This window comes from Paenibacillus sp. 4624, from assembly GCF_050435065.1.
Classification (GTDB): Bacteria; Bacillota; Bacilli; order Paenibacillales; family Paenibacillaceae; genus Paenibacillus; species Paenibacillus amylolyticus_D.
Map to the genome: position 1 here is coordinate 338016 of NZ_JBNDJR010000008.1, position 15157 is coordinate 353172.

The following is a 15157-nucleotide window of genomic DNA, read 5'->3' on the forward strand; positions in this document are numbered from 1 at the left end:
TGCGTTAAATGAATCGTACTGATGAGAGATTCAGTTTGGTATCTGAAGCACAGCTGCAATCTATTATGTCAATCATAAATCGATTTAGCGATGAGCTGCGCGAGGTAATCAATGCCTTCATTAATTTTAGTTTGGATACCCAAAGGTTCGTTGATCTGGCGGAGCAATTTAAGGAACTCAATGAACTGGGTGAAGATCCATTTGAGACAGAGCCGCTTCAATTGCCAGCGTCACTACCAGCGTTGCCAATGAAGCATCAAGTTCTGAATCGCAAGCCGATGCGAGCAGTTGCAAGGAGTAGTTGTTAATCTGACCGTATTCCCAAACGCTTGGGATTTTGTGAGGTGGTGATATGAAATATGTTCAACCCATCCGAGATAGGGCAGTCATTGAAGATATCAAACGTAAACTGATCCAGAAGGAAAACAAGCGAGACTACATTCTGTTTGTGATCGGGATCAATATCGGCTTCCGAATATCGGATATACTTCCGCTACGTGTTCGTGATCTAAAGAAACCGTTGATCTACATTACGGAGAAGAAGACGCGGAAGCAAAAGGAATATGAGATGAATCACACAGTTAGGCGTGAATTGCTAAGGTTGATTGGTGACCGACCCGATGATGAATTCTTGATTAAGAGTAGGGAAGGGATCAATAAGCCGCTTGGCCGATCCATGACCTACAAGATCATGAGAGAAATCACAAAGGATTATGGGCTTGAAGGGATCGGGAACCATACTCTTAGAAAAACCTACGGATATCATTTTTATAAAGAAACTAAGGATGTGGCAGAGTTGCAGAAGATTTTCAACCACTCTGATCCGAACGTAACACTTCGTTACATTGGAATTACACAAGACACAATCAACTTGTCAACAAGGAAGTTCAGACTGTGAGTTACCCATAAAATGAGGGTGTGGAACTGGTAAATGACCGAAGCCGGAAAGCCTTGGTGCATAAGGGTTTGTTGGGCGTTGACGAGTTCCCCACAATTTAAGATAAGGGTAATTCACTTTTATACAGAAAATGAATAAAATCAGGGTTTCAGAAGCAGAGATTCTATTGATTTCAGCAGAAAGATTGCCTCAGTGATGCGGCTTAACGGCTGAAAGTTAATAACAAAATCTAACGAATATTTATGCATGGAGGGATTATGAACAGTTGGTTCTATAAATCCACCAAGTGGAAGAGGAAGCGGGCGGTCATTTTACGTAGGGATGAATACGTGTGCCAAGAGAGCAGAAGGTACGGTAAGACCGAACCGGCTACCACGGTACATCACATTTACCCAATCGAGTTTTACCCAGAGCTGGCGCTGGTTAACTGGAATTTGGTATCGCTCTCTGACAAGCAACATAACGCCATGCATGACAGGGTGACCCATGAGCTAACAGCGCTTGGTCTTGCTTGGCAAGAGCGAGTGAGAGACAAGTTCGAGGAATGGCAAGGAAAGGGAAATTAATATTTTTGAGATATCCCCCCCACCCGGAGGATTAGTTTCCGGCAGCCCAGGGACCGGGCAGGGGAGCCTTTTCCAATAGAGCGGGTCTCCAAAAGTTTTTTTGGGGAGGTGAGGACGTGGCGGAGGCAACCGAAAAAGAAAAGATTAAACGGAAGACTGTAGCCGAAATGAAGAAGCTCGGCGTGTACAAAAAGGAATATGGTCGTGTAATCGAAATTTACGCGGAGCTGGTCGCGCAATATGAAAAGCTGAACCGCGACTTTGAGGAAAGTGGTTATAAGTTTGAAGTGATCACTGCCCAAGGGGGAGCGAAGAAAGCGCCGATTGTCGCCACGTTGGAAACGTTGCGTAAAGATATTTTGACCTATTCGGATCGGCTCTGTCTTAATCCGAAATCCATTGAGACGGTGACAACCGATAACAAGAAAGGACAATCGAAACTGGCAGGAATGCTGGGTGGTCGTAGGTGATCCAACACCCCAATTATGAAGTGGTCATGGACTATGCCAAAAATATCCGGGACGGTCACAGAATTGCGTGCAGGGAATTGATTCAGGGTGTAGAGAGGTTTTTTCGTGATCTGGATAATCCAGCGTATGAGTTTAACCCCGATGATGCTGAGTTCGTCATTGATATCATCGAAAGTACGTTTGTTCATGCCCAAGGTGAAATGCTGGATGGCACGCCGTTGCGGGGGATGCCCTTTTTGTTGGAACCGTTCCATAAATTCATGGTGTACAACCTGTTAGGGTTCTATCAAACAGGGACGAAGATCAGGCGGTATAAGGAAGCATTCATTTTTATTCCGAGGAAGAACATTAAGACTAGTTTCGCCGCAGGTTTAGCGTGGGCGCTTGGGCTGCTCAATCGCCGAAGCGGGAGCAAGGTGTATATTGTTGCCGCGGCACTGAAACAATCCTTGGAGAGTTTCAATTTCATCAATTACAACTTGGACGCGATGGGAGAGAAGGATAACTTCCGTGTGATAGACAACAACCAGGAGCATAGCATTCAAGGTGACTTTGCAGATGGTTCACTGTACATTCAGGCATTGGCCGCTAACCCGGATCGTCAGGACTCCTTGAACTGTAACATTGCGATAGCAGATGAGATTCACGCATATAAGTCGCCGAAGCAATATAACATCATCAAGGAAGCCATGAAGGCATACACCAACAAGCTTATGATTGGGATCACCACGGCAGGCGACAACATGACAAGCTTCTGTTATCAGCGTCTCCAGTATTGCAAGAAGATACTGGACGGGACGGTGAAAGACGAGGCTTATTTTGTGTTCATCTCTAAAGCCGACCAAGACCCTGAAACGGGTGAAGTGGATTATACGAATCCGTTGATTCATCAAATGGCTAATCCGGCTTATGGCGTTTCCATTCGTCCAGAAGACATTTTGAACGATGCTCTTCAGGCGCAGAACGATCCGCAGCAGCGGAAAGACTTCTTCGCCAAGTCATTGAACGTGTATACAGCAGCCATGAAGGCATACTTCAACATTGATGAGTTCAAATCATCGAATCGGAAGTACAAATGGACAATGGAAGAACTGGCTAAACTGCCGATTGAATGGTACGGCGGCGCTGACTTATCCAAATTCCATGACTTGACTGCTTCTGCGTTATACGGGACGTATGGTGATGTGGACATCATTATCACACATGCTTGGTTCCCGATTGTCGCCGCGACATCAAAAGCGGAGGAAGACAATATTCCGCTGTTTGGCTGGCAGGATGATGGGTGGTTGGATATGTGCAATAGCCCCGTTGTTAACCATGCGGATATCGTCAATTGGTTTATCGATATGAAGAAGCTTGGATTCAACATTAAACAGGTTGGATTTGACCGAAAGTTCAGCCGAGAGTTTTTCACAGGTATGCGGAAGGCTGGATTCAAGATGATTGATGAGCCGCAATACTTCTGGCGTAAATCGCAGGGATTCCGGCGAATCGAGATGCGAGCGAAAGAAGGGAAGTTGTACTATCTTGGATCGGAGGCATTCGAGTATTGTGTTCAGAACGTTCGAGCCATCGAAAAGACGGATGATATGATTCAATACGAGAAGGTTGAGGATAACCAGCGTATCGACTTATTCGATGCCGCTGTTTTTGCGTGCGTCCGGCAGCTTGAAAACTTTGAAACGGCTGGTACGGCGAAGGGCTGGCTGAAAGGGGGTGGAAGAGCTGAGTAAAAAGAGGAAAATAAAGAGCGCAGGCCAGAACCGTTCAGAGTCCAATATTGGTTGGTTTTTGACGACAGAAGCCCATGACGTGTTGTGCGTGCCGGGGTACACAAGGTTGTCTGATAACCCAGAAGTGAAGATGGCCGTTCACAAGATTGCAGAGCTGATCAGTACCATGACGATTCATCTGATGCAGAACACGAACAACGGTGATGTTCGGATCAGGAACGGACTTGCCCGAAAAATAGACATTGATCCGTATAGCCTCATGACACGGAAAACATGGATGTACAACATCGTCAACACGTTATTGCTTCATGGAGACGGTAACAGTGTTGTGTACCCGAAAATGCGGGATGGGTTAATTGACGAACTGATTCCACTTAAGCCATCGAGCGTAAGTTTCCAAGACATGGACAACGCCTATATCGTTCGTTATCAAGGCCAGGCATATAGTCATGATGAAGTCCTTCACTTCGTCATTAACCCTGACCCGGAACGGCCGTGGATCGGTACAGGGTATCGAGCGGTGCTGAAGGATATCATTCACAATCTCAAACAGGCTACAGCCACGAAGAAAGGATTCATGAGTGGGAAGTATATGCCGAACCTGATTGTGAAGGTAGACGCAAACACCGCAGAATTGTCCAGTGAAGAGGGCAGGGATCAAGTGTATAACATGTACCTTGAACGTTCAGAGGCGGGGCAGCCGTGGATTATTCCGGCTGACATGATCGATGTTGAACAGGTCAAGCCGTTGTCCTTGAATGACATTGCGATTAATGATTCAGTTCAATTGGATAAGCGAACGGTGGCGGGCATTCTTGATGTGCCAGCCTTTTTTGTTGGTGTGGGTGATTTTCGCAAAGACGAGTACAACGCTTTTGTAAACACACGTATTCAACCTTTGGCGATGGGCATTGTGCAGGAGCTGACGCGGAAGCTAATTTTTGCGCCGGACATGTATTTCAAGTTCAATCCCCGTTCGCTCTACGCCTACGATATGAAAGAGTTGGCCGAGGTCGGAAGTAACTTGTATGTCCGTGGTCTTTATAAGGGCAATGAGGTGCGTAACTGGCTGGGAGACTCGCCGCTGGAAGGTCTGGATGAACGTGTGATTTTGGAAAACTACATCCCCGCTGGAATGATCGGTGATCAGAAGAAGTTGAACAAAGGGGGAGGTGAGGAAGATGGATAGGACGGTGAAAGTTACCCGAAGCCTAACAACCAAGCTGGAAACACGCGAAGCGTCAGACCAGTCGCTTGTGATCGAAGGTTATTTTGCTGTATTCAATCGTGAAACAGAGTTATGGCCGGGAGCATTTGAAGTCATTGCACCTGGAGCGTTTGATCGTACTCTTGGCAATGACATTCGGGCACTGGCAAATCACGAAACGATGTTCGTTCTTGGCCGGAACAAGGCCGGAACCTTGGAGCTAAAAGCCGATAGTCATGGTCTTTGGGGCCGAATCAAAATCAACCCGGATGATTCGGATGCAATGAACTTGTATGCGAGGGTCAAGCGTGGCGATGTGGATCAATGTTCATTCGGTTTCAACATTGTAGGCGAGGACACAGATTACAGAGATGATGGCACGGTGAAATGGACGATTCGGGAAGTTGATCTGCACGAGGTTAGCGTCGTGACGTTTCCGGCATACGCCGATACTGGCGTGCAGGCAAGGAAAGATGAAGTGGAACAGCATCGTGACCGTCAATTGCAACAACGAAAACATCTACTTAAGGGGAGGCTGGCTAACTAATGGCACTGAGACAAATCATGTTGGCAAAAAAGATCAAGCAGCGGAAGGCAGAGCTGGAAGGCTTCTTGGAGCAAGAGCGTAGCATCAAGGTTCGTTCTGAAGAACTGGAGCAAGCCATTGAGGAAGCTACCACGGAAGAGGAAATCAAAACCGTTGAGGAAAGCATCGAGGCACATGAGCAGGAGAAAGAAGAACTTGCTGCTTCGAAGAGTACCTTGGAAGGTGAGATTGCCGAATTGGAACGTGAGCTGGCAGAAGTTAACAGCAAAGAACCGAACAACACTCCACCGCCAGCTAATAATGAGCAGCGTCAACAACAACATTCCCAAGGGGGCGAGATCAGAATGAAAGTGAACAAAGGTTTCTTCAAAGGTATGGAACGCAGCGCCGCAGAGGCAATCATTCAGCGCCGCGAAGTAAAAGACTTCTTGGATAAGGTTCGTTCTGGAGATATTCCAAATGAGAAGAACCTTAACAAGCGGGGCGTGACTGGGGGAGAACTTGGCATTCCAGATGTCATTCTTGGATTGATCCGTGACAATCTCCATCGCTATTCCAAGCTGATTTCTAAAGTGAATCTCAAATCCATTCCGGGTACGTCGCGTACTAACATTGTCGGAGATATTCCTGAAGCGATTTGGACAGAAGCTTGCGCCACGCTCAATGAATTGGAGCTGCGTTTCTACCAAGTGGAAACAGACGGTTACAAAGTTGGCGGATTCATTCCGATCTGCAACGCACTGCTTGAAGATTCTGATTTCAACTTGGGTAACGAAATTATGGATGCGCTCGGTCAAGCACTCGGTCTGGGCGTGGATAAAGCGATTTTGTATGGTACAGGTGTCAAAATGCCAATTGGTATCGTCACACGCCTTGCTGAAACGGCCAAACCCTCATACTGGGGTGTTAATTACCCCACATGGACGAATCTTTCATCTTCCAATATCGGACAAGTAGCAAAAGGTAATGATTCCAAAGAGTTTTTCGCAAACCTGATCCGTTTCAGTGGTAAAGCAAAATCCAATTACGGGAATGGTGGCAAGTTCTGGGCTATGAACGATACAACCTATACGGAACTCCAAGCCCGTTTGGTGGAGTTTAACGCCGCTGGTGCAATCATTGCATCCATCAACAATGTAATGCCGATCATCAATGGCGACATTGTGATTCTTCCGTTCATGGCAGAAGGCGACATCGTAGGCGGTTATGGTTCTCAATATCTGCTTGCTGAACGTTCGGGTTCTCAGTTTGCTGTATCCGAACATGTACAGTTCATTCAGGATAACACTGTATTCAAAGCGACAGCTCGTTACGATGGTAAACCGATCATGGGTCAGGGCTTCGTAGCGATGAACATCACGGGTGTTGCTCCTAAAACGACCATGACGTTTGCGCCGGACACGGCCAATGATGAAACCGAAACTCCAGACGGAGCCTAAACGAAAGGGTGATTTGAATGCCTTACATCGTCATTAAGGACTTCAAGGATTTAGAAGACAAAGACCACATTTACCGTGTTGGGGATAAGTATCCCCGGTCTGGGCGTGGCAAGCAGGCACGTATTGATGAATTGCTTGGTTCGGATAATCGGCGCGGCGAACCATTGATCGAAGAAAAGGAAGAGTGATATGGATATCGCTCTGATTGTTGGACTGGCAAAGGAACGCTTGGCGATCCGTGCGAATGTGCGGGACAACTACATTACGGCTATTGCTAAATCAGTGGTGAAGGAATTGGAGGATGAGAAGGGCTTGACGCTTGAAGCGGACAACGCCAATCACCTCCAGTTTTGCGTAGATTATGCCGCTTGGCGTTACCAGAGCAGGGATAGCGAAGGGAGTATGCCGAGACACCTTCAATTCAGGCTACACAACTTGATCCTACACGCGCGGAGGCGCACATGAGAGGCGACAACGAATTAATTCTAATTAAGCCCGGCGGACGTGCGAAAGACAACATCGGCAACGAAATTATGATTGATCCTACTGAAACCGCAGTTCTTTGTGATTTGAGGTCGGTAGGACGTAATGAGTTTTACAGCGCAGCTACTGCGGGAATGGCTCCTGAAATGGTCTTCGTGATCCATCCCTATGAATATTCTGGGGAACAGCTTGTCACATTCGAGAACGTGAAGTATCAAGTGATACGAACGTATTCAGACAATGACGAAGAGCTTGAACTGGTGTGCGGGAAGGTGAAAGGGAAATGACCGATATCGACAACTTAGCCCGTGAAATCCTTAACGCTGTCAAAGACTATACAGACGATGTGTCGGAAGCCATAGAGAAACGGGTGGATGAAGTTGCGGAGCTGGTTCGTGCGGACGCTCAATCCAATGCGCCTAAACGAACAGGGAAGTACGCCAAAGGTTTTAAGGTGACGAAGCAAGGGGGCGGAGGTAAGGCAAAGCGTGTGGTCTGGAATAAGAAAAACTCCAGAATTGTACATTTGCTAGAGTTTGGACATGCAAAGCGAGGGGGTGGCCGTGTTGCAGGCCGCCCACATTTGCGTCCAGCTTATGATCGTCATGCCGCGAATTTGCCTAATGATATTAAACGGATCATTCAGAATGGGGGATAACTTCGATGCAGCAACCTGAATTATATGAACTGCTCAATTCCATCGGGTTACCTTTAGCCTATGGAGAGTTCAAGTCCACGCCTGAACTACCCGCTCCCGATCCACCTTTTCTAATTTATCAGTTTGCCTATGCTGGTGACTTGATGGCCGATAATCGAAACTATTTGGAAATTTCAAATTTTCAAGTGGAGCTGTACACCAACATTAAAGACTTGGTTGCGGAACGGCTTGTTCAGGATGCACTCATTGCAGCCGAACTGCCTTACTCCAAAACCGAAGCTTCGCTTGAAACGGAATCCATGTATCAAATCATATATGAAATTCAACTCATTGGAGGGTGACGACAAATGTCCCAAAACAAAGTGACATACGGCTTTGACAAGGTTCACATTGCTTTTTTCGATAAAGATTCTACCGATGCTGTCCCAGCTTGGGAAGCGCCAATTCCGGTTCCGGGCGCTGTACGCTGGACGCCAGAGGCGCAGGGCGACACAAACGAATTTTATGCTGACAACACGAAGTATTTTATCGTAACCAACAACAACGGATACACGGGTGAATTGGAGATGGCAAACATCCCCGATGAACTTAAAGTGCGGATGTTTGGCTGGTTGATTGATGATAAAGGAATGCTTGTTGAAATTGCTGACGGTGTGCCAGAGAAGTTCGCACTGCTGGGACAGGTGAAGGGTGACAAGCGAGATAGACGGTTTGTGTACTACAACTGCCAAGCTGCTCGAACGGCCAAGGAAAACACCACAAAAGGCGAGTCAACGGAAATTGTTGGCGAAACGCTCTCCATGTCCTCTTCCCCGATTGAAATTGGTGGTCGCGTCATGGTTAAGGGCGACTTGGAATTGAGCGCAACGAATGCAACGGAGTTCAATTCGTTCTTCACCGAAGTGTATACCCCTACCTTTACACCCGGTGCTTAATTAACTTCTATCCTGATGCCTGTCGTATCTGACCAGCAGGCATCAGGTAAACCATTACAGATTGGAGACAGTGAAAATGAGAGAACTTAAATTTGGAGAAAAAATCGTGCGAATCAGGGCTTCAGCCCCAGCCATGCTTTATTACAAGCAAGAGTTTGGAACAGACTTGATCGGAGATATGGTCAAGATCATGGAAGGATATGCTGGGAAAGAAGACACTGGAACAGATCAGGCCGAAGCGCAGCCGTTGGACGACATCCTTGCTATGGGTGATATCAATTTTCTTACAATCTTACAGTTAGCCTGGGCCATGAACAAAGCGGATCAAATCGGGAAGTCATTTCCTAAGTTTGAAAGCTGGTTAGATGAGTATGGCGAGGATATTGATTTTTCTGACACAGAATTTATTCTGAACGTTGTTGAGGAAGCAACAAACGGATTTTTTCGTAAAAATGCGGGAGTCCGAGGGGCGCTCACCGCAGGTAAGTAGAGAGTCCCGAATTGAGATAGATTTACTGGCGATTGGTAAACGAATCGGTTTGAGTATGGAAGAGATGGCGGAACTGACATGTAATGATTTGATTGATCTTGCTCGAAGCTACACAGGCAAGGAAGAGAAGCAGAAAGGGCCGCGAGAAGCAACGCAGGCGGATATCGATGCCTTTTATGGCGGTTAGGGTGTCAACATGATTCCAATGAATTGTAGCGAGGGTTGTGGTCAGGACTTTGTGCTGATCAGCTATGGTAAGGAACAAGTGAAACACGGGGTGGATAGGGTAGGGTTTTCCTGTCCACATTGCGAGAAGGTATACACGGCGTATTACTCTAATCGCATTGTCGAAAAGCTTCATGACCAACTTGCTGAACTGCAACAGCGTCCGGCGAAGGGCGGCATGACACGAAGACAGGTACAGGGGATTAGTATCCGAATCAAAAATACTAAGAAGAAACTTGCTACTGAAATGGCACGTCTTCGAAAAGAGGTTGAAGAATCCCAAACGTCTGGGAATTCATAAAGTGTGGTGATTGTAATGGAGAAGGTGAAGTGCCCGCATTGCGGACATTTGTTGTTTAAGGCGATATTGGCTCATGTAGAGATCAAATGTATCCGGTGCAAAAACATAGTAGTAGTCAAATTGATGGAACAGAGCGAGCCGCACACCAAGTAGCGAGCCAATGCCTGCCTGATGTAAAGGGTAGGTGGGCCGTGTGGCAGAAACGATTAAAGGGATTAACGTTGTCATTGGAGCGGAAACAACGGGTCTTAGCAAGGCCCTGTCCGATGTCAACAAAAAATCAAGAGATATTCAATCTGAACTTCGACAGGTCGAGAAGCTGCTCAAACTTGATCCGGGTAACACCGAGCTGGTTGCTCAAAAGCAAAAGCTATTGGCAAGCTCGATAGGAAACACGGAAGACAAATTGAATCGATTAAAGGCAGTTCAGGAGCAAGTGAACCAGCAGTTTGCCAGAGGGGATATAACTGAAGGTCAGTACCGAGCATTCCAACGCGAAGTTATTAAAACAGAACAGGAATTGCAGGGGCTGAATAAGCGCCTAGATGAAACAACAGCCGAAATATCCGACCAGAGCAAACAGGTAAACAAGCTTGGCAGGGATTTCGAGGAATCATTTGAACAAGCGCAGCAAGCGATGGGTAACTCTTATGAACAAATGAAAAAAGTCGGAGCTGGAATCACGGTTCTCGGCGTTGGGATTTCCGCTGGTCTTGGGGTTGCTGTCAAAAGTGCGGCAGACTTTGAACAGGGTATGGCCAATGCCTATTCTGTTATGGACCCGGCGGAGGTAAGTAAGTTCAAGTCAGAACTTGAACAACTTGCTATTACTATGGGAGCAGACACCAAGTACAGCGCAACGGAAGCGGCACGCGGCATTGAAGAACTGATCAAGGCCGGGGTTAAAGTCCAGGATGTTATGAACGGCGGACTTTCAGGAGCCTTATCCCTTGCAACGGCCGGAGAATTGGAGTTGGCAGATGCTGCTGAGATTGCTTCTACGGCGCTTAACGCATTTAAATCCGATTCGCTATCCGTCCAAGATGCAGCCGACATTTTGGCCGGAGCAGCGAACGCTTCAGCAACTAGCGTAAGCGAACTAAAATTCGGCTTATCTCAATCGGCTTCCGTTGCCGCTTCGGTTGGACTGTCTTTCAAAGACACCGCCACCGCACTAGCTGCGTTTGCTCAGAACGGCCTTAAAGGTTCGGACGCGGGTACATCTCTTAAAACGATGCTTATGCGTTTACAACCGACAACTAGCGATGCCTATGCAACCTTTAACGATCTAGGGCTGCTAACGTTAGATGTGGCCAAAGCCATGGACTTTCTTGCAAAAAAGGGGATTATACCAGCTGAGGTCAGTGTGGACGGCATTACCGCAGCGCTGGCGCGTTATCTGGCTCAGGCCGATGGAGCCAAAACCGTAACAGCAAAGTATTTTAAAGAAGCTAAAAACATGGCGGAAGCAAACGGATGGGTGTATTCCTCTTTTTACGATACCAACGGTTCACTTAAGGATATGTCGGCGATTGCAGGGATTTTGCAAGAAAAGTTATCTGGACTGAATGACATGCAACGTCAAGCAGCGCTGAATACAATCTTTGGTTCGGACGCCATCCGTGCTGGTAACATCCTTTACAAAGAAGGTTCTGCTGGAATCGAAGAGATGGCCGCCGCGATGGATAAGATTGACGCGCAGATGGTTGCAGCTCAGAAGATGGATACATTCAAAGGTGCGCTGGAAGAATTAAGCGGATCGGTTGAAACGGCGAAGATAACGATAGGATCAGCTCTTATCCCTGCGCTTCGAGCCGCGGCCGCCGCTATCCAATCTGTTGTTGATGTCTTTAACAGTTTGCCCGAGGGCGCGAAGACGTTTGTGGCTGTGGCTGGTGCAATTACGGCTGGATTAGCGCTAATCATCGGGCCTGTAACTAGCTTCATTGGTTTGCTACCTGAACTTAAAGCAGGATTAACAATGTTGGGGCCAGCAATGACAGCCTTGTCAGGCCCAGTCACTATTGTCATTGCCTCTGTTGCCGCACTTGTTGCGGGTTTAACTTACCTATACAACACGAACGAGACGGTTCGGGATGGCCTAAACGCAGTATGGGAAGGTATAAAAACCGCTGCTCTTGCGATATTTGGTGCTTTGAAATCTTTTTGGGCAACATGGGGCGGAGAGATAACGGGACTCTTCAATACGTTCTGGAACGGCGTAAAGACCGTATTCAACGCAGTGATGAAAGTCATTTCTGAAGTGGTCAAATCCATCTTCAGCGGGATCAAGTCTTTTTGGGCAACTTGGGGTAACGATATAACCTCCTTTTTCAAAGCACTATGGACTGGTTTAAATCAAGTATTCAACACGGTTATGAAGGTTATTGTAGAACTGATCAAATTCCTATTTAACGATATCAAAGCTTTTTGGGATAAATGGGGTTCAACCATTACAGCCGCATTCAAGGGCATCTTTGAAATCCTAAAGTCTATATTTAGCGTCACCTTCAACGTCATCATGACAGTGATTAAGTCGGTATTTAATGGCATCAAGTCCTTTTGGGATACTTGGGGAGACACGATCACAACAGTTTTTCGAACAGTGTTCAATGTTGTTAAATCCGTTTTTTCTGGTGCGTGGAACGCAATAAAGATTGTTGTAGGCACAGCGATTAGCGTCATAGCCGGGGTTATTGATACATTTTTAAAAGTGTTCAAGGGAGATTGGTCTGGGGCTTGGGAGTCAGCCAAAAAAGTAGCTAAAAGTGTTTGGGAAGGCATAAAGGGCATATTCAGCACAGCGTTTAAGACAATGAAGGATGTCGGCAAGAACATCATTGAAGGACTGGTTCAGGGTATCGCCAATATGAAAGATGTCGTTGTCCAGAAAGCGAAAGAGATTTCGGAAGCGATTGGCGGATTCTTCAAGAAGTTCTTTGATATCCATTCTCCATCCCGTCTTACAACGGGATACGGCGAAAATATTGGTCAAGGTTTAGCAAACGGGATCAGCAACAAGAAGAAGACAGCGGAAAAGGCCGCCAAGGAGATGGCGAACAAGGTGAACAATGCGTTCAAGAATGCATTTTCCACCGCTCAATATAATTTCAAAATTGGCAACCTGGACACTGCCGGCTATATAGCTGCACTTGAAAAAGTAAAATCCACCTACGCGAAAACAACGGCCCAGGTTCAAAAGGTCACGCTAGAAATCAAGAAGGCGCATGAACAACAGACCAAATCGGCTGAAAAGGCGGCAAAGGATCAATTTGCCGCTTCTAAGGCGTACATTGATGCTAGAGCCTCCACGGGTAAGATTTCGCTGGAACAAGAACTTGCCATGTGGGAAAAACTTCAGGCCAAGTATAAGGCCGGAACTGCTCAGTACATCGCGGCGGAGAAAGAAGCCTACAAGATCAAACAGGAGCTAAATAAAGCGAACTTCGAGAATTCGAAGAACTTTATTGAAAAGGCGGCAGCGGCTAATGAAATGTCACTGACGCAACAACTTCAAGCTTGGGAACGGGTGCAGGCCCGGTATAAGGCTGGATCAGCGGAGGCAAAAGCGGCAGATGAGGCGGCAGGGAAAGTCAGACTGGAGATATACAACCAGCTCACACAGGCCAGTGATGATTTTCTCGCCAAAACTAAAGAAGTGAATGCGAATGTCGCTGCGGAAGAACTGCGACTTAACGGCGTGTATGAACAAGCAGTAGAGCAACGGGCCAAGTCGATTAACGATTTTGCTGGACTCTTTGACGAGGTGGTTGCCAAATCGGAAACGTCAGGACAGCAACTGCTGGACAATCTTCGCGGCCAAGTCGATTATCTGGCAACATGGGCATCGAACATTGAGGCACTGGCGGCACGCGGAATCGACAAGGGTCTGCTGGAAGAGTTGCGGCAAATGGGGCCGAAGGCTGCGCCGGAGCTGGCCGCACTGAATACCTTAACGGATGAACAGCTTGCGGAGTATGCGAGTCTGTGGCAAACGAAGTCGTCAGAGTCACGAGCGATTGCCGTACAGGAATTGACCGGGTTGCGCGAGGATACCGACAATCAGATAGCACAGCTTCGCTTTAATGCTGCTGCACAGCTCGATGCGCTAAAGGCGGATTTTGACGCAAAGGTGAAAGCGATCCGTTTCGGAACGACCAATCAGTTCAATGCAATGAAGAACGATCTGCCGACCATCGGGAAACAGGCAATGCAGGGATTACTGGAAGGCTTGTCTTCCATGCAAGGTGCAGTTCAAGCCAAAGCTAAAGCCATTGCCGATTCTGTGCGGAGTACGATGCAGAAGGCGTTGGACATTCATTCCCCGTCCCGTGAAATGGCTTGGATTGGGGAAATGGCCGGACAAGGGCTTGTGCAAGGGATGGCAAGCATGATGTCCAATGTACAGCGACAGGCACGGGAGATGGCCGAGGCAGTTCAACCATCGGTTGGTTCTTCTTATGGCAGCCGGGGCAATTCTGGCCCTGTGAGTCTGAACATGGAGGGACTTTTTGCGGGTGCTGTCTTTAGCGTGCGCAGTGATGAAGATATCCGAGGGCTTGCGAAAGAATTGGCTCTTGAAATGTTTGCTCTGACGCAACAGGCAACGCGAGGAACAGGAGGTGCACGATGAGTAATGAAATGATATGGCTTGGAGGGAAGTCCAATGTGGAGTTGGGCTTTTTGGTGCGTGGAACGTCCCGGCGTCCAGGTCTGCCGGATACGGTGGATCGGACGCTGAACATCCCAGGCCGCAATGGACTGTACAATTTTGGAGCAGATATCGGGGCAAGAACATTTGTTTATGACTGTGCCATGATCACACGGGGCTACGTAGCCCTACAACAATCCGTTATGGGGTTGGCGGCCCATTTAGTGGACAGCTACGGCAAACCCCGCAGAATGGAACTGAGACAGCGAGAAAGGCCGAATCAGACGTTTACTGTGCAACTGACGGGAGCGTTTGAACCTGAAAGGATCATGGGTTTGGGGATGTTTTCGTTATCTCTGATTGCTCATGATCCTTTTGCGTATGGTCTGGAGCAAATATCTGAGAAGGTTATAACGACATCGCCTGATGTGCAACAGATTGTAAGCCGTGGCAATGTACGTACTGCACCACTAATTGTCATAACCAATCAGGGCAGTCAGGCTGTTACCCGGTTGAGAATCACAAATGAATATCTAATGGAAGGGTGACATCTA

20 protein-coding genes are annotated in these 15157 nt (G+C 47.4%); all 20 read left to right on the forward strand.

Going from position 1 to position 15157, the window contains the following annotated elements:
• Positions 1-8: 8 nt before the first annotated feature.
• The 20 genes from ABIE27_RS19960 (at position 9) to ABIE27_RS20055 (ending at position 15151) form a co-directional block, all read left to right on the forward strand.
• A complete protein-coding gene (locus ABIE27_RS19960; protein WP_429351294.1) occupies positions 9-308 on the forward strand; it encodes a hypothetical protein in 300 nt (99 codons plus the stop codon).
• 44 nt (positions 309-352) lie between these two features.
• Positions 353-898: a tyrosine-type recombinase/integrase gene (locus ABIE27_RS19965; protein WP_429351295.1), complete on the forward strand. Its 546-nt coding sequence runs from the start codon at positions 353-355 to the stop codon at positions 896-898.
• Positions 899-1155: 257 nt separating this feature from the next.
• Positions 1156-1464, forward strand: coding sequence for an HNH endonuclease (locus tag ABIE27_RS19970; protein WP_221786579.1), 309 nt, complete (start codon positions 1156-1158; stop codon positions 1462-1464).
• Positions 1465-1580: 116 nt separating this feature from the next.
• Positions 1581-1934, forward strand: coding sequence for a P27 family phage terminase small subunit (locus ABIE27_RS19975; protein ID WP_429351296.1), 354 nt, complete (start codon positions 1581-1583; stop codon positions 1932-1934).
• A gap of 26 nt (positions 1935-1960) precedes the next feature.
• Positions 1961-3667, forward strand: coding sequence for a terminase large subunit (locus tag ABIE27_RS19980; RefSeq protein WP_429351334.1), 1707 nt, complete (start codon positions 1961-1963; stop codon positions 3665-3667).
• Positions 3651-4856 (forward strand): phage portal protein, encoded by a 1206-nt coding sequence (locus ABIE27_RS19985; protein ID WP_429351297.1) that lies wholly within the window; start codon positions 3651-3653, stop codon positions 4854-4856. The genes ABIE27_RS19980 and ABIE27_RS19985 overlap by 17 nt, the downstream gene beginning before the upstream one ends.
• Positions 4849-5421, forward strand: coding sequence for an HK97 family phage prohead protease (locus ABIE27_RS19990; RefSeq protein WP_429351298.1), 573 nt, complete (start codon positions 4849-4851; stop codon positions 5419-5421). The genes ABIE27_RS19985 and ABIE27_RS19990 overlap by 8 nt, the downstream gene beginning before the upstream one ends.
• The gene (locus ABIE27_RS19995; RefSeq protein WP_429351299.1) at positions 5421-6860 is read left to right on the forward strand and encodes a phage major capsid protein; all 1440 of its coding nucleotides are present in this window, start codon (positions 5421-5423) and stop codon (positions 6858-6860) included. The genes ABIE27_RS19990 and ABIE27_RS19995 overlap by 1 nt, the downstream gene beginning before the upstream one ends.
• Positions 6861-6877: 17 nt before the next feature.
• On the forward strand, positions 6878-7048 hold the full coding sequence (locus ABIE27_RS20000) for a hypothetical protein (protein WP_429351300.1): 171 nt from the start codon (positions 6878-6880) through the stop codon (positions 7046-7048).
• A gap of 1 nt (position 7049) precedes the next feature.
• Positions 7050-7325, forward strand: coding sequence for a hypothetical protein (locus tag ABIE27_RS20005; protein ID WP_429351301.1), 276 nt, complete (start codon positions 7050-7052; stop codon positions 7323-7325).
• Positions 7322-7630 carry a phage head closure protein gene (locus ABIE27_RS20010; protein ID WP_429351302.1) on the forward strand — a complete coding sequence of 103 codons (309 nt, stop codon included), beginning with the start codon at positions 7322-7324 and terminating at the stop codon, positions 7628-7630. Before ABIE27_RS20005 ends, ABIE27_RS20010 begins: the two co-directional genes overlap by 4 nt.
• Entirely contained in the window at positions 7627-8001 is a 375-nt protein-coding gene (locus ABIE27_RS20015; protein WP_429351303.1) for an HK97-gp10 family putative phage morphogenesis protein, read from the forward strand. The genes ABIE27_RS20010 and ABIE27_RS20015 overlap by 4 nt, the downstream gene beginning before the upstream one ends.
• A gap of 5 nt (positions 8002-8006) precedes the next feature.
• On the forward strand, positions 8007-8342 hold the full coding sequence (locus ABIE27_RS20020; RefSeq protein ID WP_429351304.1) for a hypothetical protein: 336 nt from the start codon (positions 8007-8009) through the stop codon (positions 8340-8342).
• Between the two features lie 6 nt (positions 8343-8348).
• Entirely contained in the window at positions 8349-8936 is a 588-nt protein-coding gene (locus ABIE27_RS20025; protein WP_429351305.1) for a major tail protein, read from the forward strand.
• Between the two features lie 76 nt (positions 8937-9012).
• The gene (locus tag ABIE27_RS20030; protein WP_429351306.1) at positions 9013-9426 is read left to right on the forward strand and encodes a hypothetical protein; all 414 of its coding nucleotides are present in this window, start codon (positions 9013-9015) and stop codon (positions 9424-9426) included.
• Positions 9389-9613 carry a hypothetical protein gene (locus ABIE27_RS20035; protein WP_429351307.1) on the forward strand — a complete coding sequence of 75 codons (225 nt, stop codon included), beginning with the start codon at positions 9389-9391 and terminating at the stop codon, positions 9611-9613. The genes ABIE27_RS20030 and ABIE27_RS20035 overlap by 38 nt, the downstream gene beginning before the upstream one ends.
• A gap of 9 nt (positions 9614-9622) precedes the next feature.
• Positions 9623-9952 carry a hypothetical protein gene (locus ABIE27_RS20040; RefSeq protein ID WP_429351308.1) on the forward strand — a complete coding sequence of 110 codons (330 nt, stop codon included), beginning with the start codon at positions 9623-9625 and terminating at the stop codon, positions 9950-9952.
• 15 nt (positions 9953-9967) lie between these two features.
• On the forward strand, positions 9968-10105 hold the full coding sequence (locus tag ABIE27_RS20045; RefSeq protein WP_429351309.1) for a Com family DNA-binding transcriptional regulator: 138 nt from the start codon (positions 9968-9970) through the stop codon (positions 10103-10105).
• 40 nt (positions 10106-10145) lie between these two features.
• A complete protein-coding gene (locus ABIE27_RS20050) occupies positions 10146-14585 on the forward strand; it encodes a phage tail tape measure protein (protein ID WP_429351310.1) in 4440 nt (1479 codons plus the stop codon).
• Positions 14582-15151 (forward strand): phage tail domain-containing protein, encoded by a 570-nt coding sequence (locus ABIE27_RS20055; protein ID WP_429351311.1) that lies wholly within the window; start codon positions 14582-14584, stop codon positions 15149-15151. Before ABIE27_RS20050 ends, ABIE27_RS20055 begins: the two co-directional genes overlap by 4 nt.
• Positions 15152-15157: the final 6 nt, after the last annotated feature.